Source organism: Methanobrevibacter ruminantium M1, assembly GCF_000024185.1.
Classification (GTDB): domain Archaea; phylum Methanobacteriota; class Methanobacteria; order Methanobacteriales; family Methanobacteriaceae; genus Methanobrevibacter; species Methanobrevibacter ruminantium.
In genome coordinates, this window is record NC_013790.1 from 2222288 (window position 1) to 2248175 (window position 25888).

A 25888-nucleotide genomic window follows, 5' to 3' on the forward strand; every position below is an offset into this window, starting at 1 on the left:
AACTCTAAGGAGTATTTAAATGAACAGAATAATTCTATACTATTCAGAGGGAGGAACTACTCAGCAGGTTGCAGAAACATTAGCAATTAACCTAAGATGCGACATCTGCAGAATAAGAGATTTGAAAAGTAGGGACGGCTATAAAAACAGATTGTTTTCAACCTTTGATGCATTCAGAGAATCCAAGACAGAAATCTATCCTCCTAGATTAGACTTAAGCGAGTATGACACCATCTATATAGGAACTCCAATCTGGGCCAACAATCCAACCCCTGCAATAATTACCTTGATTGACAGGTATAACTTCCTTGGAAAGGACGTAGTCCTCTTTACAACATCCACCAACTCTGAAGGAGAAAACACATTTAATAAAATGGATATGAAATTAAGGGCAAGAGGAGCAAGAGTAGTTCAGGAATTCAATATCAAAACCAAGGACAAGAGCTTGGAAATGATTAGCGAAGATACTGAAAAAGCCATAAAAAACTTAGATTTAGAATTATATTAATTCTATTCTTTTTTCTTTTTTTTAAAACACCAAACATAGCCTATTTTAGCATAAAAACTTTTTACTTTTTTTAAATTACTATTATCTGCTTTTAATTATAGGATTTCCACTTAAAAAAATAATAAAACTAACCAATAATTTAATAATAATAAGAAATATAATTAATATCGTATAAATTTAAATCAATCTTTTGATTACTCATTTTTATATGCATAATCAAACCTTTGATTAATTATTTTTTATGCATAAAAATGAAACTCATTTTTATAAATTATACAAAAATAAAAGAATGCTCGTTTTTATTAAAAAGAATAGAATTGAGCTAAAATTTTATTATCATTAAAATAGAAACTAGAATTTTTAATAGGTGTAATAGAGACATGTTTGACAAAATTATGGAAAATCATAAAGCCTTAATTGCCATACCTATTATACTTGCACTTTTATCACTTGCTCTTATCTCCTTTAATGGAATAGAACAAGGAGTTGAACTTAAAGGAGGATCACTTGCTGAACTGCAACTGACAGGTTCAACAAGCGTAAATGACCTTGAAAGTCAATTAACTAAAGAATTGAATACAAACAACATAAAAGTGACAAGCAATGGCGAAAATAAGGTTACTGTAGAACTGGAAAATAATGTTAATTCAAGTACATTTTCAAAGGCCATAGATGGAAAGGCAAAGGTGATCAGCTATAATGAGATAGGTCCTGTTTTATCTGAAGAGGCAATGGGACAAATATATATCGCTATGCTATTTGCATTTTTATTTATGGCAGTTACTGTTTTTATTGTATTTAGAGAGCCTGTACCTTCAGTAGCTATTATCCTAGCAGCATTATGTGATATACTCATTGCTCTTGGAGGTATGTCCATTCTTCACATACCCTTGTCAATTGCATCTGTAGGTGCATTATTAATGCTTATTGGGTACAGTGTGGATACAGATATTCTTCTTACTACAAGACTTCTTAAAAGAAGGGAAGGAACTGTTGATGAAAGAGCTAGAAACGCTATGCACACAGGTTTGACCATGTCCTGTGCAGCTATCGCTGCAATGGGAATTCTTTACATAGTCACTGTAATTATCATGCCTGAAGCAACTACCTTAAGCAATATTTCAGCAGTTCTGGTTATTGGATTAATTGGAGATATTCTTTCAACCTGGCTTATGAACCTTGGAATCTTGAAGACTTATATTGATTGGAGACAGTCTAAAAAGCAAGATAAGTTTAATATAGATGCTCCTAAGTCTAATGAGTCTAAATCCAAATCTAAAGAAGAAGATGGCAAGTCTGAATCCAAATCATTTAAGGACAGATTTAAAAGGTCCAAGGATGATGATTCTAAAGATTCTGAATCTGAAGACTCTTCTAAAGATTCTGAATCTAAAGACTCTTCCAATGACATAGACAGTTCAGAAGAAGAAAAATCTTCAGGTAAAGATAAAAAATCTTCCAAGAAGACTAAATCCAATAAAAAAGGAAACAAACGTAAAACTAAAAAAAGCAAAAAGAAAGGGAAAGGAGGTAAATAGACATGGCTAGTAATTTATCCAAATTCTTCAAGGATAGACAAGTAATCATCCTAATTATTTGCCTCATAATCAGTATCATAAGCATAAGTTTCCTTGGAGTAGAACAAGGACTTGACCTAAAGGGCGGTTCCTCCATCCAATTGCAATTGGAACATCCTGTAAACGACTCTACAATGAAAGTGGTCACCTCTGTACTGGACAAAAGGCTTAACTTATATGGTGTAACCGATGTAAAGGTCCGTTCAAGCGGAGACCAGATGGTCATAGTTGAGATGGCTGGAAAGAGCCCCGAAGAGGTGGAGCGGCTGATTGGTAACCCAGGTATTTTTGAAGCAAAAATAGACAATAAGACAGTTCTAGTAGGCAGTGACGTTGCAACTGTAGACGCTCCTGTTGTTGGAGAGTCTGGAGAATGGCAAGTTCCATTTACATTAACTACAGAAGGAGCTAAGAAATTTGCAGAGCTTGCAAAGGGAAAAGGCGGACATGAAGTGGTAATGTATCTTGACGGAAAGCAGATAGATGACCACCCTCCTGCATTGGCTGAAGAGCTTGCAAGCGGAGAGGCTGTAACTGAAGTTCAGGTTACAGGTGGTGCCGAAGATGTTGAAACAGCAAAAGCAGAGTCAAATGAAGTATTCACTGTATTAAAGACAGGTTCACTTCCGGTAAAGATTCACACTGTAGGTTCCAATACAGTTTCCCCAGAGTTAGGTCAGCAGTTTGCACAAGGAGCATTGATTGCAGGTCTTCTTGCAATCCTTGGTATTTCAGCAGTTGTATATATCAGATATAGAAGAGCCTTCCTAGCTATCCCTATACTCATTACAACATTATCTGAGATAATCATTATCCTAGGGGTCGCTTCAATAATCCATTGGAACATAGACCTTGCAGCGATTGCAGGTTTGATTGCATCTGTAGGTACTGGGGTAGACGACCAGATCATCATTACGGATGAGGTGCTGCACCACGACGATGAAAACACCAGGCATAGAAGAACAAGAACTCAAATGAATGTGAAGAATGCTCTTTTCATCATATTTGCATCAGCAGGTACCTTGATTGCAGCTATGCTTCCATTAGCCTATGTAGGATTTGCAAGAGGAAGCAGTGGAATCGGTACAATTGCTGGATTTGCATTCACTACAATCATTGGTGTATTGATTGGTGTATTCATTACCAGACCAGCTTATGCTAAGTTTATTGAATTGTTTGTTTCTTAAATTAGCTAAAACAAAATAAATAATTCTAAAACAAAATTTAAACTTCGAATAAGTAACTACATTTTAGTTAACTTATTCTTTTCTATTTTTATTTTAATTTTTCACACTCAACAATATTCTTATAAATTAAAATATAACAATTGTTAAACTTTTTATATTAAAAAAATTAATATAAACATATAAAGAAAATAAATAATGATTAAGACTTAAATAATTAGTACTTTAAATGATTAAAATTTAAGCAATTAATATTTAAATCATTTTATAAAATTATTTTCTAAAAAAGAATTGGAGATTAAAAATGGTTATAGTTGTAGGAACTGGTGCCGGAGGAGCAATAATTGCCATGAAGCTTGCAAAGGCAAATATTCCAGTTACAATAATTGAAAGAGGCCCATATATAGCAAGCAAAGACGCATATGAAACATATGACATGAAATATTATGACAAGAGATTTGAAAGCGAACAAAGCCTAGACCTTCTTAAGACCACCTGTGTAGGAGGATCTACAATAGTGGCAGCAGGAAACGGCGTAAGGGTTCTTGAAGAGGAATTCAAGGACCTAGGCATAGACCTTAGCAAGGAATACGAAACAATAGAAGAGCTAATCGGCGTCCATCAAATGGATGACGACCATATAGGTGAAGGAACAAGGCTATTTTTGGAATCTGCAAAGGAATGCGGATTCGATGCAATCAAGATGCCTAAATTCATCAGGGATGAGGACTGCAAGCCATGCGGCAAATGTTCATTCGGATGTCCTAGAGATGCAAAATGGAGCGGAAAGGACTTTATAGACATAGCAATCGAAAACGGAGCAGAGCTTATTGAAAACGCAGAAGTCACTAAGATACTTACTGCCCACAAATCAGCAAGCGGTGTCGAATACATACAGGATGGCCAAGTTAAGACCATCGAATCAGACCTTGTTATCCTTGCAGCCGGTGCAATCGATACAGCAGTCATCCTTCAAAAGACTGGAATAGACGCTGGAAACAAGCTATTCTTTGATCCATTCATAAGCGTTGGAGGAGTCTTAAAAGACATAAAATACAACACAGAGGTACAGATGAACGGACTTGCAATAGGAAATGAATATATCCTTGCCCCACATTTCTCCTCATTCATTTCAAAATATATCAAAGAAACATACCCTGAAGTTGAGGATAAGGACATTTTAAGCATTATGGTTAAGGTTCAAGATGATATGGTAGGATCTGTAGACATTGATGGAAATGTTAAGAAATTCAATACAATAGGCGATATAAGAAGGCTTGGACAAGGAGCTGCAGCTGCAGGCTCAATCCTTCAAAAGGCAGGAGTCGATGCAACAACCATGACTTCAACAGTATTCAGGGGAGCCCATCCAGGAGGAACAGCAGCAATTGGAGAGGTTGTTGATAAGAATCTGAAAACAGAAATCGATGGCCTTTACCTTGGAGATGCAAGCGTTATTCCTATCTCTCCAGGCAAGCCACCTATTTTGCTTATCCTTGCATTAGCGGAAAGATTAGCAAACCATTTAATTGAAGAGGTTATTTAAATTGTTTTTTTAAAAAAAAAGACTGATTAAGAAGAAATAAATTCTAATTAAAAAAAGATCTAAAAGAAGAAAAAATTCTAATTAAAAAAAAGGCCTATAAGAAGAAAATAATTCTAATTTAAAAAAGACCTAAAAGAAGAAATAAATTCTAAAAAAAGATTGATTAAGAAGTTTTTAAAAACTTCTTTTATTTTTTTTTATTTAACCCATATTAATCAAAAATAATCCAACAGCACAAATAAATATGCCGCCAAGCTGCTTAAGTGTTATATTCTCACCATAAAGAATCGCCCCAACGAATACAAGAACAATGGCAAGTCCAATATTTGCAACAATTGAAGCAGAACTGACCTTCCAACCGGCACGGAATGCAAAAATATAAGCAAGCTCCAATCCCACAATAGCTATTCCAAGCACAACAGATGTCCAATTAACATGAGAAAGTTCCACCATAACATTCTCAGGCTTTACCAGAAATACAAAGATGATAGCAGTTAAAATAGCTGCAGTTATATAAGTTATCATCAATGTTCCAAAGGCATTCACATTCCCTGGAGTTGACTTGGTACAAATATTATAAATCGTATTAGATAAAATGACAAGCAAAATAGGCCAAACCATCTCCCACATAAATAAACACCTTATAAAAATATTATAAATAAAAAAAGAGTTATTTTAAGTTTTTAAATTTAAATTAGAATGTTAAAAACCTTAAAACTATTCAAACTGATTATATATCTCATCATACTGAACCAATCTTTCACAATAATGGCACCTTACTGTAATCGGATTAGAGTCAACAAGATAAAACTTAGTCTCTAGAGGCTCTTCAGTATTTGATATGCATTTAGGATTGGTGCATTTGATTATTCCATTCAACTCATTTACCTTTCTTACCTTATTTTTAGATACAATCTCATAATCCCTGATTATATTGATGGTTGCATCAGGTGCAATCAATGATATCTTATCTATTTCAGTATGAGCCAATTCCCTATTTTCAAACTTGACAATATCCTTATATCCTAATCTGGAATGGACATTCATAGCAAGTGTAACATTGGTTCCTTTCTTTGGAAGCCCTAGAATCTTTAATACCTGAAGCGCCTTATTTGCTGGAATATGGTCAATCACAGTGCCGTTTTCAATTGGCTTAACCTTTAACTCTACCTTAGTCATAAATAATTATTTCTTTAAAATTTTATTTATAATTTTTTATTGGCCTGATGAAATTAAAAGAAGAAAAAAACTTCAAAAATCATTTATGAATTGAAAAATTATATTTGAACAATTTTCAGTAAATAGATACAATATCTGAATGAATCATATCAAAGAAATTATTATATATATTATTTCGATATAAATATTATTAACCTTAAAATAGCTAAAGGGAAAAATGAAGTAAAACATTTCAATCCCAAAAATAATAAAAAGGGAAAAAAATGAAGATAAATAAGAAAAGTGATACCCTATCTTATTTATTCTAAACATTAATAAAATCTAAAAAAAGCAAATTTCAGGTGAATATATGAAATTAAATAAATTCTTCATTATCAGCATAATATTGATTATATTTCTATCAATTAGTGCAATAAGTGCAGAAAATACTGATAATGCACTCTCAACAGATACACACTCAAATGACAATGTACTCTCAACAGATTCACGATCAAATGAGAATGCACTCACAAACGAGAACACACTCTTAACAGATACACACTCAAATGAGAATGCACTCACAACAGACCCACTCACAAAGGAGAACACACATTCTTATAAGGATTCAGAAAAGTCTCTTTCATCAGATGCTTTTAATAAGACCATTTATGTAAATAAAACCGGAAGCGATGAGGGAGATGGAAGCGAAGCAAATCCTTACGCTACACTAAAAAAGTCCATTTCACAACTTGATGACTCTGACAATGCTGTCATCTACATCGGTCCAGGCAATTACACAGGTGAAAATAATTCTGCCTTGGAGATAAACTTAGACCATAAAGATCATGACGGATCCCTTAGCATTATTGGAGATTCAAATGGAGGAACTGTTTTTGATGGGGAAAACTTAAATCCAATAATAATATCAATCAGTGAGGATTCAATAGTGACCTTAATAAATATCACATTCACTCACGGCAAAAATAATATGGGCTCTGCCATTAGAAGTTCTGGAAATCTCACTATTGACAATTGCATATTCACGGAAAACTATGCAACAAATCTTGCTGCACTTTATGTTGATAAACATAGCCCTTTAACAGTAATGAACTCAAAATTTTTAGAAAATAGGGCCAAACAATGTGCAGATATCTATTTTTCACAAAACTCAGAAATAATTTTATTAAATAATCTCTTTGAAGGTTCAACTGCAGAATATTCCTATGCCTATAGCCCATCCGTATCCCTGCAAACAGGAAAAAGTTTAGTCAAAGGAAATACTTTTAAGAATCTGACAGGCGCTTATTATAAAGGTGCATTGTATATTGCCTATAACAATGGGATAAATATAGCCAACATTACTGATAATACATTCATCAACTGTAATTATACAGGGACAGATGGAGCAATCCTATTTTTCCAAAATGCCTATTTGAAGAACAATAAATTCATAGACTGCCATTCTTCCACTGCATTTCTATACTCCAACACTGAGTTTAATGCATACCTAAGTTTTGAAGATGCAGAAATTGATGGCACCACCTTCTTTTTAAAAGCCAATGTAACCGACGACATGGGAAATAAAGTTAAAAATGCAAAGGTCATATTTTACTTGAATGGAGAAAATGTGGGTTCTGCTAGTTCTGATAATAACGGCGTAGCAATGATAAGCATTAAAAAATTGCTGGAAAATGGAGAATATGTAATTTCAGGTACTCAGTCATACTCTGAAATCAATCCTTTTGGGGTAAACGTAAAAAATGCAACTGCAAGAGTTAATTACGACCACAGCTCTCTTGAAGTGTGGGTATCAACTGATGGAGATGATGGCTCTGGCAACGGCAGTGAAGACAATCCATTCAAGACTCTTAGAAAAGCATTGGATTATGGAACAGCATCTGCTGTCAATTTGACTGTGCACGTTAAAAACGGAATTTACAATGGGGATGACAATAGAGATTTGTCCTATTCCACTCTCGGCAAAATCACCATCGTTGGAGAATCCTACTCCAATGTAGTGATTGATGGAGAAAATATAACAAAGAGCATATTTGCTTTCTCTTCAACCTTAGACGTTACACTGATTAATCTGACCTTAATCAACTGTCCTTCCACTCTTATAAACGCATACACATTAAGCATGATGGACAACATTGTCATAAATTCAGGTACCATACGTGCCCAAACAGGTAACAATGGAGTAACAATTGATAATTTAAGAGTAATCAACGGTACAGATCAGGCCATAACTGGCTATAATCTGAGATTAACCAATTCCAGATTTGAAAATTGTGATGGTCTCACTCACACCGGTTTAATATGGCTATCCACCAATAATAATAAGGTCACCTATTTAGAAAACAATACCTTTTTTAATAATACAATTGCAGGATCCGCCGGCGGCGGCGCCGCATACTATATCCAAAGTGACTTAATAAGCATCAATAACACTTTCGACTCAAATTGGATTACGGAAAGTAGGGGAGAAAATGTTGCTTATGCAGGGGGCAGACATATAATTTCCATCAATGACAAATTCATCAATAACGAGGTTCCCAAATATGTTGCCCAATATCGAAGCATTGGAAACGAAGAATGTGAAATAATTGTGGAAAACATTACTTTCATCAACAACAAGGCATCTGGAAATGGTGCAGGTTTAGCGACCACTGGAGCCATAGTCAAAGGAGGGAAATTCATCAATAACAGCGCCTCTGGAAACGGCGGCGCAATATATCTCTTAAATCATGACAATACAAGTTCATATTGTCAAATGAGCCTTGAAGATGTCATTTTTGAAAACAATTCAGCCACTTGCGGAAAGGACATTTTCATCGAAGGGAGTTCTGGAAACAATATATTTACCTATTTAAATAATCTGACAATAGTTGCCAATGATTTGAATGTAACTAGTTTGTCTGATAATTTAACCGTCAGCGTATTTCACCCTTCCGGCGCCATAATCGGAGGAGGGGAAATAAGTTTCTATCTTGATGGTGAATACATTGGAAAATCCACTCTGGTCAATCAAAATGCAAGTTTAGAATATGTAGGATTTAAAAACAATACCATATACGAATTCACAAGCATTTATGAATACGCCTCTTTAAATGACACTTACATTGACGGCATAGTTTCCACCAAAATCCCTTACGCCTTGGAAAACATTGAACTTTATGTATCCGATGGCAGTGGCGATGATGAAAATGGAAACGGCAGCATAAGCAATCCATTTAAATCAATTTCCAAGGCATTGAGCGAAGGATATCAAAAATCAACAAATATTACAGTGCATATTTTGGAAGGCACTTATACAGGAAGTTTAAACAGCAATTTAAGAATTCCAACAACTGTTAACATATTGCTTATCGGCGAAGGGGCAGCCAAGACCATAATAAGTGACAGCTCCTCAGACTATTTCATTACAGCATTAAAAGGCAAATGCGAATTAAGAATATCCCAGATGACATTGAATAGGGCGGCCCGTGACACACAATCAGCCATCTATATTGAAGAGGAATCCAATGTGGCCATTGACAATGTCACATTCATTGGCGGCCAAGGAAATTACGGCGGAGCCATCAATACTGCAGGAAACCTTTCCATAAGAAATTCATATTTCCATGACAATGGATATGCAGATAGAACTTTACGTGCAAATGCCTATTACGGAGGAGCCATTTGCAATGACGGCACCCTAATCATTGACAATACAATATTTGAAAGCGACCATGCAGGCAGACTAAGTGAAATTGCGAATCAAGGCACATTATACATGAACAATTCAAAAGTGATTGACAGCATAAACGCATATAGCATAAACATGGATTTGGTTGCTATCGGCGCTTATGGTGGCCAAAAGGGCGAAATTACAATAGAAAATAGCCAATTCATAGTTAGCTCCAAGACCATCAATGAATTGAATGACAGAATCTATGATCCTACAAGGGCATTGACCTGCTTGGGCATTGGTTCATGCCAACATGCAATCCTCATCAACTCCACATTCATTGGCGAAGGGGCAGTATTCTCCCCTTATGTATTTGGCGGAATTAACTCAAATAATCTTGCAAGTGGAGGATGTACCATGATTCCAGGAGATTTGGAAGTCTACAATTCAACATTTAGAAATGTCCAAGCTGTAAATATAATATATTCAAGAACAGATAATGTGAGATATCACTCCCAAAGGGTCTTTGAAGGATGCCTATTCGATAATGTCGAATATATAATAGCTGTTTTGAATACAGGCAATTTTTCAGTTGAGATGCATGACTGCGTTATTTTATCAGATGATCTTGCTAAAATAGGATTTGGAAGTGAAAAAACCATGAAAATGGACATTTCCAATAACTGGTGGTCCTCCAACGATGGAAGCTATGACAATGCCACCCTAGGAACTACCAATTACATTTCAAATTGTGTTGTAAAACTCAAGGAAATAAGTTCAGAGACTGTTCATCCTGAAAGCTATCTGATCCTAACTCTAAATTCAAGCAATAGAACCGGTCTGCTACAGGATGCAATCCTGGCATTCAAGGCATACGACGGCGAAAACATAAGCGATTACGATGGAGCTTTATATCCTCGAAATTTCGAAATGTCTGCCATAAATGCCACTTTAGATGACCTGGAGGGCACAATAATTAACAAGGCCATCAATCCATTTGAGGGTGTAGAAAACAGCGGATATTACATTGAAGCCATTGTAGACAATCAAAAGGTCAATCTGACAGTCCATGACAGCCTATCTATCGGCAACGCATACATTTTAGCTGAGAACATTTCAATCAACTACAATGAAACACAAATAAATGTCACTGTTTTGGAAGAGAACGGCAAAAGAGCGGATGGAGGAAACGTTTCATTGAAATTGCATGATAAAACCTATATATCCGAAATCATTAACGGCACTGCCATATTCGATATAGATGTCCTTCCTAAAGGGGATTACCTATTAAATTATTCATTAAATCGTCCTAAGGTTTATCACAGCATTTCCAACTCATCAAATTTAACTGTCATTCCATTTAAAATAAATGCTTACGCCAATGCCAGCAATATCAAAGTGGGAGAGGATGCAATTGTCATAGCCTATCTAGATAAGGATGCCGGAGGCAACGTCACTTTAGGTGAGGAAATCCAAAAAGTCAATGATGGAACTGCCACTTTCATCATTTCCAATTTGGCCAAAGGGGATTACACTTACCAACTAAGTTATTCCGGAGATGAAAAATACGATAATGAAACATTCCATGTTTCATTCTCTGTTAACTTGAAGGATGCTAGCATCAGCGTTGAGAATGACACTTTGGACTTGTTTGTTGGCTCCAATGAAACCATTGTTGCCACTATCTCTCCAATAGGACTTGCCGTAAATTACAGTTGCAGCAATGAATCTGTAGCAATGGTTGATGAAAATGGTGTCGTCAGTGCAGTTGGTGCGGGAATGGCTGTAATTACCTTGACTGTCGGTGATGATGTAACTTATAGCAAAAACTCTAGCTCTGTCACTGTCATTGTCAGTAAAATCCCAACCATCATTGAGATAGTTAATGATACCATTAGCTTAGAAGTCACAGACAGCCTTGATTCCATTGCAAGTTTAAATCCAGAGGAGGGAGGCAATTTAAACTATGCAATAAGCGATGACTTGATTGCTAAGATTGACAATGGCCAAATTACTGCATTAAGTGAAGGCAGTGCCATTATAACCGTTTCATTTGATGGCAATGACAAGTATACAAAAGCTCAAAACAAAAGCATCAAGATTATTGTTAATCTTAAAGAGGCCAGCGTTAGCGCATTCAGCAATATTGACTTGCTGGTGGGTGAAAATGATACCCTTTCTCCAAAAACCTCCCCTGAAGGATTAGATGTGAGATATGAATCTAACGATACATCTGTTGTGCTTGTTGATAATGGCCAAGCCATTGCTGTTGGCGAGGGCAATGCCACCATTACATTGACTGTCGGCGGCGATGGAGTATATGCAGAAAATACAACAACAGTGAAAGTCAGCGTAAGCAGAATAGCTACCATGATTGAAATTGAAAAAGATACCATTGAATTAAAAGTCAATGAGGAATCCCCAATCGGAGCTATATTGGAGCCGGATGTTGGCAATTTAACTTACAGCATAAGTGATGAAAGCATTGCTAAAGTTGAAAACGGCAAGATAATTGCTTTAGCTGAAGGAAATGCAAGCCTAAGCATTTCATTTGCAGGAGATGAAAGATACATTGGAACAAATGCAAGTGTGGAGATTAGAGTAAATAAGATAAACACAATATTGACTGAAACAGACATAACAACAACCTACAAAGAGGAGGGCTACCTTATAGCAACACTGAAAGACAGCCAAAATAATCCAATAAGCGGAGCTGTACTGACTGTTGACTTGGATGGAATCAAAAACTATACAACTGATTCCAATGGGCAAATCAAGATAGCGACAAATAATCTGATTCCAGACACTTATACTGCAAGAATCAGCTTTGCAGGCAATGAAAACTACAGCTCATCTAATGGAAATGCAAGTGTTACCGTTAAAAGGATAGGTACAAAGCTTAATTTCAATGACATGAACACTACCGCCTTTGATTCCAATATAGAAGGAAGAATAGGAGAATATTTCTATTTCCAATTAGTTGACTGCGATGGAAATCCACTAGCCAACAAAAAAGTTATCATAGGATTCAATGGAGTCAAATACAATAGGCAAACCAATGAAACAGGATGGGCAAAGATACAGATCAACTTGAAATATGCCAATTCTTACACCTTTGCAATAGCATTCCTAGGAGATGACAACTATAGCGGATCATTCAACTTTGCAGTAATACGCGTTAGCCAACAGACCCCTAAATTAACTGCAAGTAGCAAGACCTATAAGTCAAGCGCAAAGACCAAGACACTGACTGCCACACTCAAATCCTCTAGCGGAAAAGCCATTGCAGGTAAAAAAATAAGCTTTAGACTAAATGGTAAAGTCTATACAGCAAATACCAATTCATTGGGAGTGGCTACTGTAAAGGTCTCTTTAAACAAGAAGGGAACCTATAGCTTTACAGCGCAATTCAGTGGTGACAGCACCTATAAGAAGGTTACTAAAACTGCAAAGCTAACAATAAAATAGATTTTTAGGGGGTTTAATTCCCCCATATTAACTATTTTTAATAAATTTGGACTTTATTGCTCCAATATTAACTATTTTTGATAAATCTTTTTTTAAAATTTAATTATTCTCATAAATGGCTTTTGTTTATAAAAATAAAAGCCAAAACTTTTTTTAACTCTATTTAACTCTTTTTTTTAACTTTCTTAACAAACCTATAATAAATAAAATATCTACATGCTATAATACAAAAAATATCAAATTTAAAAAACTAAAATCACAAACCTTTAACTCAATTAATAAATAGTTATATCTATTAAAAACAATAAAACAATAAATGAATAAACTTTATAAAAACTATATTTATAAAGCCATAGATAAAAAAAAACTTTATAAAAAATATATTTTTTAAAGACATAGATGAATAAAATTTATAAAAACATTATTTACAAAACCCATAAAAATTAAAAAACTAAAGAAATAAGGAGTCTTAAAATGGAAGAACACATAGACTTATTTAAAAGCATACTAAACAAGATAGAAGATAAAGTGGATTATGCAGACATAAGGGCTGGAACTGGAAACAACACAAGCATAACCATGAAAGACAATCAGATTCAAGACATTAACACAGGACTGTCAACTGTTGCAAGAATAAGAGTATTAAACAATGGAGCTTGGGGCTTTGCAACAACCAATGACTTTTCCAAACTTGAAGAGATAAGCGAAAAAGCCATAAAGATATCAAACTCACTGAAAGGAGACATCACTCTTGCAGAATGCGACATCATAGAGGATGCTGTTGCAATTGAACAGAAGATAAAGCTAAGCGATGTAAGCATAGAAGAGAAAAAGGAAATAATACAAGATGCAAACAAGGCAAGCAATGTTGGCAATGTAATAAGCACAACTGTAAGATATGGGGATGCAGAGTCAAAGACTGCATTTCTAAGCAGCGAAGGAAGCTGCATACTAACAGACAATGCAAGGGTCAGCCTATCACTTAATGCAGTTGCATCAAATGGGGAGCTTATCCAATTCCATCATGACAGCTTAGGCGGAGTCAAGGGATTTGAAGTATTGAAGAATGCAGATATCGAATCCTTTGGAAGAAAAGTTGGAGAAAAGGCCACTGAACTTCTAGATGCCAAGCCAGCACCATCAGGAAGATTTACAATCATTGCAGACAATAGCTTAACAGGAGTATTTATCCACGAGGCAGTAGGCCATGCCGTAGAGGCAGACCTTGTGCTTCAGGATGATTCCATACTTCATGACCAGATGAATAAAAAGATAGGTTCAGATATTGTTAATATCTATGACGACTCAAGCAATAAGGATGGATTCGGCTATTATCCATATGATGTTGAAGGGGTTAAAACAAGAAAGAACCAGATAGTCAAGGATGGAGATCTAATTTCATACCTATCATCAAGGGAAAGTGCAGGTAAGCTTGACATTCCGCTTACAGGTAATGCACGTTCATCAATCAGCGATCAGCCTATTGTAAGAATGAGCAATACCTATCTCCAGCCAGGAGACTTAAGCTTTGATGAGCTTATTGAAGACATTAAGGACGGAATATATCTTAAAGGCTCAAGGGGAGGTCAAGTGGATACAGGAAAAGGAATCTTCCAATTCAATGCTTCCGAAGCATATAAGATAGAAAACGGAGAGTTAAAGGACCACTTCAGAGACGTTTCCTTATCTGGAAACATACTTGAAACCTTAAAATGTGTTGATGCAATAGGATCTGACTTTAAGCTAAGCGTTGGATTCTGTGGCAAAGGTGGACAGACTGCACCAGTTGGAGATGGAGGTCCTCATACTAGGATATTGAATGCAATGGTAGGTGGAAGTAGTTAACTTTCACAAAAATAACTTTTTATATTTAAAAAGCAAAACTCTATAAAAAATATCTTATTATTTTCAATAGGAATTAATGATTAATTAAATTAAATAGAAGATAAATTATTTTATATAGTTTATGTAAAACTATTAATTTAATTATAACTTTAATTAAAATAAACAATTTATAATATATATTTAATAAATTGTAGAAAAGATATGTAGATGTGACAATTAAGAAATTATATTTTATTCAAAAATAGACTATAAAAACTAAGACATAGTGCTTGAATAATTATTTTAAAATTTTTAAAACTATAGAAAAAACAATTTGAAGGTGAAAATATGTTAAGTGAAGACGACGGCAAATATTTACTTGAATTAGCAAAAGATGCAATTGAAACCTATGTAAAAGAGCATGATAAGATTGATGTGCCTTCAGATTGTCCAGAACATCTTAGGGAAAAGCTTGGAGTATTTGTAACCCTAAACAAGAACAACAACCTAAGGGGATGCATAGGCTATCCAGAACCTATCTTTCCATTGGTTGAAGCGACTATAGAGTCTGCAATATCTGCTGCAGTAAGAGATCCTCGTTTTCCAGAAGTTGGTGAAAGCGAACTTGACAGTCTTGAATATGAAATAACAGTACTCACTAAGCCAGAGCTTATTGAAGTGGATAAGCCTATAGATTATTTGGATAATATAATAATTGGAGAGGATGGGCTTATTGTAGAGAAAGGATTCTATAGAGGATTATTATTGCCGCAGGTAGCACCTGAACACAATATGGATAAGGAAGAATTTTTATCACATACTTGTCTTAAGGCAGGTTTAAGGCCAGATACATGGTTAAATAAGGATACAAAGGTGTTTAAGTTCCAAGGGCAAATATTTAAATAATTATATTTATAAAATTAATAACTTAGTAGAAAAAACCATAGAAAAATTAATTACTTAATCTATTTACCCAGCAGAATAGATTTGATTTATAAAAAAACAATTAAAACGTGATTATTATGATGTTACCAACTATACCAACTCCAGATGAGTTATTGGATAAAGGATTTAGAAGAGGAAAGAAGGCAGCTGATTTAAGAAGAGGAGAAAAGATGCCTAAGCGCCTGAAAGGGAAGCGAATTGAAGAGACCAGAGTTATCACTGCCTGTCAGGTAATCAAGGACCGTCTTAAGATGATTCTTGATCGGACTCCTGAAATTGAAGAGCTTCCGGAATTCTATCAGGATTATATAGACATTACAGTTGGGGTTGACGACTTTAAGCAAGCTCTCGGTGCAGTCAACTGGGCTTACGGAATCATCACACAGCTTGAAAAGGAATATGGGGCAAAGATTAGGAAAGCTCCTTCTGAACGTGCCACCGGTCTTCGAAAGCAAGCCTATGGCCGTATATCATCTGTTGTACATAAGATTGAAAAGGACCTTGACTTTTTGGACTTTGCAAAGCAAAGCCTTAGAAACATGCCTACTGTAGACTTTGATGCAATAAGCATTGTAATTGCAGGATTTCCAAATGTTGGAAAGTCAACATTACTAACCCACATTACAGATGCTGAGCCTCAAGTTGCAAACTATCCATTTACAACCAAAGGTATTCAGATTGGGCATTTTGAAAAAAGATGGCAGCACTATCAAATCATTGACACTCCCGGTCTTCTAGACAGGCCTATTGGAGACATGAATGATATTGAGCTTAATGCTATGGTGGCTCTTGAGCATCTGGCTGATGCAATACTCTTTATCTTTGATGCATCTGAAACATGTGGATATGCCCTTGAGAATCAGTACAATCTTCTGGAGGAAATCAAGAATGTCTTTGATGCCCCTATCATATATTTATTTAATAAGATGGACATTTCAGACTATGATGGAGCAAGGCATGACTATGTTCAGGAGTATATTGATAAGACTGAGAATCCATTGCTTATCTCTGCAGCTGAAGGTGAAGGATTGGAAGAGATCATTCAGTTAATTCAGCAGGTTGAAAAAAGAGAGATAGCTGAAGAAGATGAAGATGAATATGAAGATGATGAAAACTATTTTGATTTGACTTAAAACTAAAATCAAGAATGAAACTTGATAAAACTATTCTGATTTGACTTAAGTCGAATCAAAACTTTTTATTTTTTTACACCTAAACACACCAAGCTACTTTCCTACAAGAATGTGAAATTTTAGCGATTTTTAAAAATTTCAAAATTAATTATTTTTTAACATTCAACAACTAAATCAAAAGAAATAAATATGAAAATAAACTATTTTTTATATGAAAAATTAAAGATCTTAAAAAATGTATACAAATTTAAAAAATGTGTACACGAATAGAAAACTTTATATACTAAAAGATCCATAGTTCAAGTATACATTAGTAACAAAAGTATACTAAAAGATTTTTGGATATGAAATTCCCTTTTTGGGAATGGAAATGTCTTAAAAAAAATGTTGAATTTTAATAAAATTATGTAAAGGAGATCGATAATATGGCTGAAGATATGAGCGAAAATATTGAAACCAAATCTGACTTTAAAGACAAAGCTGAAGAATTCAAAGCAAAAGCTGAAGCAAGAACTGAAGCTAACAAAGAAAAATGGGATGAAACCTACAACAAAGGTAAAGACGTAGCAGGAAAAGTTGGTGAAAACCTATCAAAAACCATTGATGACACCATCATTGCAATGAAAGCTATGCAAAAGAACTTTGATGACAAATACCAATCCTATAAGGAAACCTCTGCAACCAACAAAATCAGCGTTGACCTTGCAGAAACTAAAGACTTCTACTACTTACAAGCTTACCTAGCAGGTGTAGCTAAAGAAGACATCTCAATTGAAGCAACTGACAGTTCCATCTCCATCAACGCAGAACTTAAAAACATTCTCTGCAGCATTGAAGAAGATGAAGAAAACCCAGCAAACCTAATTATCACTGGAGTAAAAACTGGAGTTGCTGAAAGGACCATTAAATTAGGAGCTGAAATAGTTAAAGAGGAAATTTCTGCAAAACAAGACAATGGTATATTATTTATAACCATTCCTAAAAAAGAAATTCCTACAACTAAAATTGATATAGAATAAATATAGCAATTATTTGCTATAATTTATTTTTTTTAAAATCTCTTTATTGATTATCCCTACTATTGTTTTTTATAGATAAGAAACCTACTGTCTATAAAAAATAATATTTTTTTCTTTTTTAAAACTCTCCAAAATTCATTCTTAATTCATTTAAAAAAGGACAAAAAATATAACTTCCTATTTAGATAAATTGATTTTAAAAAAACTATATCACAACTCCCTAATTTAATTATTTAAAATGATAAAATATATCTCAAAACTCTCTTAATTTACTTAATTTTTAGAAAGGATAAACTATATTTCAAAACTCTCTTATTTTAATTATCCTTTTTTATTTTTTTTAATTTTCTTATTTTAATTGTTTTTATTCTAATATACTTATTTTACTTTCTATTAGAGTTATCCATATTTTGATTTAAATTGTTTTAATTGATTTAAATTGATTACATTTAATTATTCTAAGTTTACTCATTCTATTTTTATTTCAAAGATCAAAAGTTATTTTTAAAAAATCAACTAATAATTTTTCAAAAATTTTTCAATCCAAACCCAATATCTAAATTAAGATAACTATTGAAAAAATTTAATAATAACAACTATTTTTAACTATAGATTAATATTCATAATAATTTTAAAAAAACTACTTTAATATAAAAGTTATATAAATTTTTAAGAAAATATAAGGAAAAAAGGGAAATATTTAATACTAAGTTCGAATATAATATTACTTAACTATAAAACGGAGGTGAAAATATGGCAATTCCTAAAGCTCCTGTTAATAGGATTATTAAAGATGCTGGTGCTGAAAGAGTAAGTGCTGAAGCAGTAGATGCATTAGTAGCATACTTAGAAGAAGACGCAGCTGCTATCTCTAAAAAAGCAATTGAATATGCAAAAATCGCTAAAAGACAAACTGTAAAAGCTGACGATATTGCATTAGCTATTAAAAACGAATAAGATAATTAATTTATCTTATTTTCAAATTTTTTAAATTTTTAATTTTTTTGTATTACTTTTTTTAAAACTGATTTTTATTTATTATCTTGACTTATTTTGAAGTTATAACTGCTATAAACTGATTTATTCCTTATTTTAACTTATTTTGAATTTATAACTGCTTTTAAAGTGTTATTTCTTAAAAAAAAGAATTTAAGATAATTATCTGCCAATTTAAAAATTATGTTAAAATAAAAAAAAGAGTTTCAAGACAATTATTCAGCGAATGAAAAACTATCTTGACTTATTTAAAAAAAAAGAATCTCAATGACTATTCATTGAGTTTTAAACTATCTTGAGCTATTTTTTTGCCTAAATTATAAGCATTATCAAGATCTATTGGAAAATGCTCTTCTTTTCGTTTGGCCTTAAGTTCTGGATCAAAGGCATAGTTCTCATATTTGGAATAGTCTGAAAACTGAAAAGTGTCATAGACCTTTAAGGAATATGGCTTTGAGATTAAATTAGCCATGGCATTTTCCAAGATATCAAACTTATCTCCATAGAAAAGATTAAATCCCTCTTCTGTAACATTCATGGTATAGATCATTGCCATAGGCATTCTTTTAGGAGCATTGGACTCTCCTCCATAAACAAGTATTGAAAAAAGGAATCTTTCTAAAAAGGACCTTAACTCTCCTGTGATTTCACCAAAGTAGATAGGGCTGCCAAAGATTATTCCATCTGAATTCTGAACCTTAGGAAGCAATTCCAAAAGGTCATCCTTAATTGGACATTGTGCATAGTATTTGCCTCCTATTCTTTTGCAATGGAAGCAGGATTTGCATCCCTTAAAGTTCAAGTCATATAAATGGATTTGATGAATGTTTACATCCTCATCAATGTCCTTTAACTCATCCTTAATTCCTTCAGATGCTTTTTTAAGAAGCTCTGCAGTGTTGTATTTCTTTCTTGGCCCGCCGTTTATGATATAAAATTCCATCTTAAAATCTCCATTATAATAAAAATATACTTGAAATTGTCTAAAATAATAAAATAAAAATCATAATTAAATTGCATAAAATAATAAAATAAAAATAATCTACCTTTAATAAAATAAAATAAAGAAAAAAAGAAATCTAAAATAAAAATAAACATTAATTAACTAAATAAGTCCAATAAAAAAAAGAATAGTTAAATATTAAATAATTAATATCTAACCTTACCAATATGTCTGGTACTACCTGGATCTTCTCCATTGAAGTGTGCCAAATAATAGACAAACCATTCTAAAGGCACTACAAAGACAAATGGTGCAAGCAATGGGTTTATATCAGCATAATCCCTTAAATTATAGATTATGCAATTTGCCTTCAATTCATCCCTTGCATTTGCTATTGCTCTTTTGGTTAGCTCATCTGATTCAAGATCTGCATCCAAGAAGATTAAAGGAACTCCTTCCTCTGCCCTTTCAATTAGTCCGTGTCTGTATTCTGCGGAATATAATGGGCAAGCATGCTTTATAGCTCCTTCCATAAGCATGGTCATAGCCAATTTATATGCAAGGCCGTAATTGACTCCACTTCCTAAGCAATAGAATCCTTCTTCATCCTTTAGTTCTTCTGCTAAGTTTTTATTGTCCTCTTCAGTTGATTCCAATAGCTCTTGAACCAAGTCTGGCATGTTGGCTAATTGTTCCATAATCTCATCTGTCTTTTCATATCCTGATGCAGGGAACAATATCTGATAAAGGCAAGCCAATTGGGTTATATAGGTTTTAGTTCCTAAAATTGCAGTTTCAGTATTTCCTAAAGTTACAATAGGATATTTGGCTTCCTTAATCATGGAGCTCTCTGGCTCATTGGAAATTGAAACTGTATCAATATTAAATTCATTTGCTCTTTTTAAAGCAGTCAATGTATCTGCAGTTTCCCCAGATTGGGAAGTTGCAATGAATAATGAGTTTTCGCCATCATTTAGTTTTTTATTGTAAACGAATTCATAACCTGTAAACACTTCTATTCTTAAGTCACTGACAGATGCCAATGCATCCCTAACGGAGTAACATGTTGAAATGGAACTTCCGCAACCGATTAGATAAATGGTCTCAACGCTTCCAGCGATTTTAGATATATTTGCCATGTTTTCACTTTCAGAGGCAAATGTTCTTCTTAAAGCCTCCGGCTGCTCCATCATTTCATCATACATCTTATATCTCATAAAAACCCTCTTTTTATTTTTTATAAAAAAATCAATATGATAAATTTAGTCAAGCTTGCATTTTTTTAATTTTAAATATGATAATTATAGCTTGCATTTTTAAATTATTTGAATAAATTTAAATTAAATGTAATAAATAAATAATCTTATATGCTTATATTTGTTTTTAAAAAAGCATCTAAAGAATTTAAATGAAAAAAAATATTAAGATTGATAATATTTTTATTATTCAAATATATTATAATTATTTATATAAGTTTTAATATAAAAAGATTTTTTAAAAATTAAGGAAATTTAATAAATATTTATTAAATTCAAAATTGAAAAAAACAGAAATTTAAATTAAAAAAGTAAAATTAAATAATCAAAAATAATTTAGATGGAAATAAACGGGGCTAAACATGAATGTTGATTTAAGCAAGGCATCAATGAATGTAGGACAGCAATACGAAGCGATTCTCACTACAATAAACAATGAAGGCAAGACAAATGCAGCTCCTTTCGGAGTGAGGATAATAGAAGAAGATAAAGTCATGCTAAAGATATTTGAAGGTGGAAACACAATTAAAAACATAAAGGATAACGGAGAATTTATTGTAAACATAACAAATGACCCTATCATGTTTTCATATGCCACAACCACAAGCATCCCCGATGAATATTTAAGTAGAATAAACTATGATGACCATGAATTTGCACATATAAGCAATGCAGATGCTTATTTTATCTGTAAAGTCTATAGCATTAAGGAAGGAATGAGAAAGGATAATATTAAAGATAGTGAAGCGAATGTGATTAAGGCAGATGTTCTTGAACTTAAAATAAATAGCCCTTGCGTTAGGCCAATGAATAGAGGAATCCATGCACTTATGGAGTCTCTTGTTAACTATTCAAGAATAAATATTGTTGATAAAGATACACAGGACTTTTTTTATAGAAAGATTTAAGGAATCTGAAAGGATAGTTAAAAAAGTAGCTGGAAAAGAAGAGAAAGAGGCTATGAATATTTTAAAAGAGAATTTGAAAGAGCAGGGCTTTGACGTTTAAAATAAACTAAAAAAAAGAGTTAAAAGACTATTTAACTATAAAATAGTCTTCATGCTTTTTAAGATAATAATTTATATAAAGATAAGAAACAATAGAACCACACATCATACCACAAACCAGACCTGTATAAATCCCTATATCTGCCCAATCGAATACAAATGCAAATATGCCTGCAAATATAACCTCTAGAATGAATGATCTAAGAATGGTAAGAACTAATGAAATAGTTCCTTTTCCCATTGCCTGGAAGAGATTACCTGATATGACCCCTAAAGGCATAAGGAGAATAAAGAAACAAAGGATTCTTAATGCATCCACAACCCTTGGAGCAAGTATTGCACTATCTGCTGAATAAGAGAATATGAATGATAGCTGCTCTGCAAATACAAAGAAAATTGAACATATGATTATTGATGAAATAATTCCTAGAATCGCACTGTAATTTAGAGCTGTCTTAAAATTCTTTAGATTCTTTGCCCCATAGGCAGCACCGCCAACGGTAAGTGCTGCAACTCCAATACCAATGATTGGAGAGACTCCAATTGACACCAATCTCCATGTTGCAGTATATGCTGCAACAGCCAGGGTTCCAGCCAAGAGGGTTAGCCAATAATTCATAAGGATAGACACAAAAGAGATTATAAACTGCTCAATGCTTGCTGGAATTCCCACTACAAGAATGTCCTTATAAATCTTTAGATTGGTCTTATATTCGCTTAGCTTGATTTTTAGGAAACTGTCCTGCTTGATAAACATCCAATAGACCATTGGAAGTGTTGCAAAGGTTCCAGCAAGAACAGTTGCAAATGCAGCACCCTTGACTCCCCATCCAAGGACATATATAAAGATAGGATCTAAGATCATATTGATTATTGCATTAAGCATCAAAGGATAGGAAGCCCTATTGATTTCCCCTTCAGAACGGAATATTGCAGCCATCATTGCAGGTAAAAAGATAGAATATGCTCCAACAAGGATTATATAACCATAATTTGAAGTTTCCTCTATGATTTCACCGGCACCCATCAGCATAAGGAGAGGATTTAAAAACACCAAAAGGACGATTGTTGCAAAGATTGTGACAATTATGCTTAACATCATCGAATGGATGGCGCTGTTTCCAGCCCCCTGATAGTTTTCAGCACCGATACACCTTGATATTAGGCTGTTGGCACCTGCTCCCAATCCGTTTGCAAAACCGACCATGGCAAAGAACAATGGAGTTACAAAGCCAACTGCTGCCAAGGAATTGGATCCTAATCCAGCAACCCATATTCCATCTATGATATTGTTTAAAACCATGAAGAAGTTGCTGAAAATGATTGGAAGTGCAAGCTTGTTAATTGCCTGCTTTGGATGGTTTACGATTAAATCTATGTCTTCGTTTGCCTCTTGCAAATAATCACCTGTAATAATACTGAATACTCTAAAAAAGTTTTAAGATAGTTTAAAACACTGAAAACTTATTTAAAACATAAAGTAGTTTTAAAATACTTACAATCTTTGTAGGTTAATTGCTAAAAATGTAATTTGAAACAATTAAAATTATGAAAATAATTAAAATAATAATTAAAAATAGAATAGAGGAGTTTAAAACCCCTTTCAATGAAATAAAATTAAATATTATTGACTTAAATAGTGAATTGACTTAAATATTGTGTATTAAATCAATGAAATCGAATTTTTCAAAGTCAAACAATCCTAAGTCACTTATCTTGAATGCTGGAATAACAAGCAATGCCATAAATGACAATGTCATGAATGGGGAAGTCAAAGTGCATCCCAATCCACGGACCAGATTAAAGAGCTCGACTAACTTAGATGCCACATACTCTGCATCCTTATCAGACATAAGACCTGCAATCGGAAGGTCAAGTATGTCTTGAATGCCATCTTCCTTGCATACCACTGCAAGGCCTCCTTGATGCTGCCTAATCAGATTTACAGCATCTGCCATTTCCTCTGAATTTGTGCCTATTGCAACAATATTATGGGAGTCATGTGAAACTGTTGTGGCTATTGCTCCTTTTTTAATGTTAAATCCTTTTATGAATCCATTGGTGATATTGTTACCGCCATATCTGTTGATTACAGCGATTTTTATAATGTCCTTATCAATGTCTGGCTGAATTACCTTATTTTTTATAAGAAGGCTTTCTTCCAGTTTTCCAGTTATTAGCTCGCCATCATATGCTTCAATAACAAATACATTGGTTGTCTCATCCATTAAAGAGCTTACATAACCCATTTCCATTGTAGCGTCAAAGTCTGAAGGCTTGACTTCATCTAAATCAAAATTATTGATTATTTCAGGAGCTTCCACATCAAAGAGAACCTCTCCATCGTCAACTACAAGCTCTCCATGAACCCAGACCTTGGAAATGTTAAGGTTTTTCAAGTCATCGACCAATACAAAATTAGCTATCTTTCCCGGGTCTATTGATCCACAGTTTAATCCATAATGCTCTGCAGGGTTAAATGTGGCCATTGCAATTGCTTCCTTAGGATTGATTCCCATGGAAATTGCCTTTTTAACCAATTTATTCAAATGGCCTTTGGATAGGTCCCTTGCATCGACATCATCACATACCAAAAAGTCAAATGGAGGAACTGCCATTGCCTCATCAGTACTATCTGCAATAATGTTTCCTCTCATCTCTTCCTCTATGATATAGTTAAACCTTTCATCTGCATCAAAAAGATTATCCATATCCTTTGCAGATGAGCCTTCACGAACCATAATCTTCATGCCTGCTCTTTTCTTTTCAGCGGCTTCAGCAAAATTGCTGCATTCGTGATCTGTTGATATTCCATATGAGATATACTTTTTTAAGTCATCTCCTGAAAGAAGTGGGGCATGGCCGTCAATTGGCTTTCCAAAGTCATGAGCTGCCTTGATTTTAGCTATAACCTCTTCATCCTCAGCCAATACACCTGGGAAATTCATCATTTCCCCAAGGGCAACTATCTCATCATGGCTTAAAAGCTCTGCAACGTCCTTGCTGTCAATAATGGCTCCTGAACTTTCAAATGGAGTTGCTGGAACACAGGATGGAGCCCCATAATAAAAGTCAAATGGAACTTTATTTCCATCTTCAATCATGAACCTTACACCATCTATTCCAAGAACATTTGCTATCTCATGAGGGTCAGCTACAACTGAAGTGGTTCCATGGGTCAATGCAACCTTTGCAAAATTAGATGGGGATAGCTTGGAACTTTCAATATGGCAATGGGAATCTATGAATCCTGGAATTAGAACTCCATCATAATCTAAATCAAGTAGTGAGTCATCATCAGTGATTATTGGAATGGCATCCTTAAAAAGACCGTTTTCTATGACAATTTCAGCAGGATAGACTTCCTTTATTTCAACTTCAAGGATCCTTGCAGTTATGACTAGGTCTCCCTCTGGAGGTTCTGCATCTGTAATGGTGATATCTCCTATTTCGATATCCTCATCAAGTCCTTCTGCGCTTACTGTGATTATGTTTCCCTCATAGTCAATAGTTTTTTCATCCATATTGAAAACTCCCAATATCTAATTTTTTAAAAAAAAATATGATTTAACTTAATTAAAAAATATGATTTAACTTAATTAAAAAATAATGATTTAACTTAATTAAAAAATAATGATTTAACTTACAATGCTA

General features: G+C 33.8%; 17 protein-coding genes. 11 read left to right on the plus strand and 6 right to left on the minus strand.

Features of this window, described 5'->3' with window-relative positions; all coding sequences use genetic code 11:
• Window positions 1-19: 19 nt before the first annotated feature.
• The 4 genes from MRU_RS08605 (at window position 20) to MRU_RS08620 (ending at window position 4815) form a co-directional block, all read left to right on the plus strand.
• Window positions 20-508 carry a flavodoxin family protein gene (locus tag MRU_RS08605; protein ID WP_012956518.1) on the plus strand — a complete coding sequence of 163 codons (489 nt, stop codon included), beginning with the start codon at window positions 20-22 and terminating at the stop codon, window positions 506-508.
• Between the two features lie 380 nt (window positions 509-888).
• Window positions 889-2046 carry a protein translocase subunit SecF gene (locus MRU_RS08610; RefSeq protein WP_012956519.1) on the plus strand — a complete coding sequence of 386 codons (1158 nt, stop codon included), beginning with the start codon at window positions 889-891 and terminating at the stop codon, window positions 2044-2046.
• 2 nt (window positions 2047-2048) lie between these two features.
• Window positions 2049-3272, plus strand: coding sequence for a preprotein translocase subunit SecD (locus MRU_RS08615; RefSeq protein ID WP_012956520.1), 1224 nt, complete (start codon window positions 2049-2051; stop codon window positions 3270-3272).
• A 301-nt stretch (window positions 3273-3573) separates the two neighbouring features.
• On the plus strand, window positions 3574-4815 hold the full coding sequence (locus MRU_RS08620; RefSeq protein WP_012956521.1) for a GMC family oxidoreductase N-terminal domain-containing protein: 1242 nt from the start codon (window positions 3574-3576) through the stop codon (window positions 4813-4815).
• A 201-nt stretch (window positions 4816-5016) separates the two neighbouring features.
• On the opposite strand, the gene MRU_RS08625 is transcribed toward MRU_RS08620, so the two are convergent.
• On the minus strand, window positions 5017-5445 hold the full coding sequence (locus MRU_RS08625; protein ID WP_012956522.1) for an EamA family transporter: 429 nt from the start codon (window positions 5443-5445) through the stop codon (window positions 5017-5019).
• 87 nt (window positions 5446-5532) lie between these two features.
• Entirely contained in the window at window positions 5533-5994 is a 462-nt protein-coding gene (pyrI, locus tag MRU_RS08630) for an aspartate carbamoyltransferase regulatory subunit (RefSeq protein WP_012956523.1), read from the minus strand.
• 349 nt (window positions 5995-6343) lie between these two features.
• Between pyrI and MRU_RS08635 the strand changes: the two genes are divergently transcribed.
• The 6 genes from MRU_RS08635 to MRU_RS08660 all read left to right on the plus strand — a co-directional run bounded on the left by MRU_RS08635 (window position 6344) and on the right by MRU_RS08660 (window position 18989).
• Window positions 6344-13111: an Ig-like domain repeat protein gene (locus MRU_RS08635; RefSeq protein WP_012956524.1), complete on the plus strand. Its 6768-nt coding sequence runs from the start codon at window positions 6344-6346 to the stop codon at window positions 13109-13111.
• A gap of 474 nt (window positions 13112-13585) precedes the next feature.
• Window positions 13586-14956, plus strand: a complete 1371-nt coding sequence (locus MRU_RS08640) for a TldD/PmbA family protein (protein ID WP_012956525.1) — start codon at window positions 13586-13588, stop codon at window positions 14954-14956.
• A 327-nt stretch (window positions 14957-15283) separates the two neighbouring features.
• Window positions 15284-15841 carry a TIGR00296 family protein gene (locus MRU_RS08645; protein WP_012956526.1) on the plus strand — a complete coding sequence of 186 codons (558 nt, stop codon included), beginning with the start codon at window positions 15284-15286 and terminating at the stop codon, window positions 15839-15841.
• Between the two features lie 116 nt (window positions 15842-15957).
• On the plus strand, window positions 15958-17013 hold the full coding sequence (locus MRU_RS08650; RefSeq protein WP_012956527.1) for an NOG1 family protein: 1056 nt from the start codon (window positions 15958-15960) through the stop codon (window positions 17011-17013).
• A 425-nt stretch (window positions 17014-17438) separates the two neighbouring features.
• Window positions 17439-18032, plus strand: coding sequence for an Hsp20/alpha crystallin family protein (locus MRU_RS08655; RefSeq protein WP_012956528.1), 594 nt, complete (start codon window positions 17439-17441; stop codon window positions 18030-18032).
• A gap of 753 nt (window positions 18033-18785) precedes the next feature.
• The gene (locus MRU_RS08660; protein WP_012956529.1) at window positions 18786-18989 is read left to right on the plus strand and encodes a histone family protein; all 204 of its coding nucleotides are present in this window, start codon (window positions 18786-18788) and stop codon (window positions 18987-18989) included.
• A gap of 310 nt (window positions 18990-19299) precedes the next feature.
• Here the strand turns inward: MRU_RS08660 and MRU_RS08665 are convergent, their stop codons facing one another.
• Window positions 19300-19971, minus strand: coding sequence for a flavodoxin family protein (locus MRU_RS08665; RefSeq protein WP_012956530.1), 672 nt, complete (start codon window positions 19969-19971; stop codon window positions 19300-19302).
• 206 nt (window positions 19972-20177) lie between these two features.
• Complete coding sequence (locus tag MRU_RS08670) at window positions 20178-21188, minus strand: SIS domain-containing protein (protein WP_012956531.1); 1011 nt, start codon at window positions 21186-21188, stop codon at window positions 20178-20180.
• 401 nt (window positions 21189-21589) lie between these two features.
• Between MRU_RS08670 and MRU_RS08675 the strand changes: the two genes are divergently transcribed.
• Entirely contained in the window at window positions 21590-22135 is a 546-nt protein-coding gene (locus tag MRU_RS08675) for a DUF447 domain-containing protein (RefSeq protein WP_012956532.1), read from the plus strand.
• A 127-nt stretch (window positions 22136-22262) separates the two neighbouring features.
• Here MRU_RS08675 and MRU_RS08680 read toward each other — a convergent pair whose 3' ends face one another.
• Together MRU_RS08680 and ade are read right to left on the minus strand one after the other, a co-directional pair.
• Window positions 22263-23633 carry an MATE family efflux transporter gene (locus MRU_RS08680; RefSeq protein WP_012956533.1) on the minus strand — a complete coding sequence of 457 codons (1371 nt, stop codon included), beginning with the start codon at window positions 23631-23633 and terminating at the stop codon, window positions 22263-22265.
• Between the two features lie 250 nt (window positions 23634-23883).
• Window positions 23884-25758 (minus strand): adenine deaminase, encoded by a 1875-nt coding sequence (gene ade, locus MRU_RS08685; protein ID WP_012956534.1) that lies wholly within the window; start codon window positions 25756-25758, stop codon window positions 23884-23886.
• Between the last annotated feature and the right edge of the window lie 130 nt (window positions 25759-25888).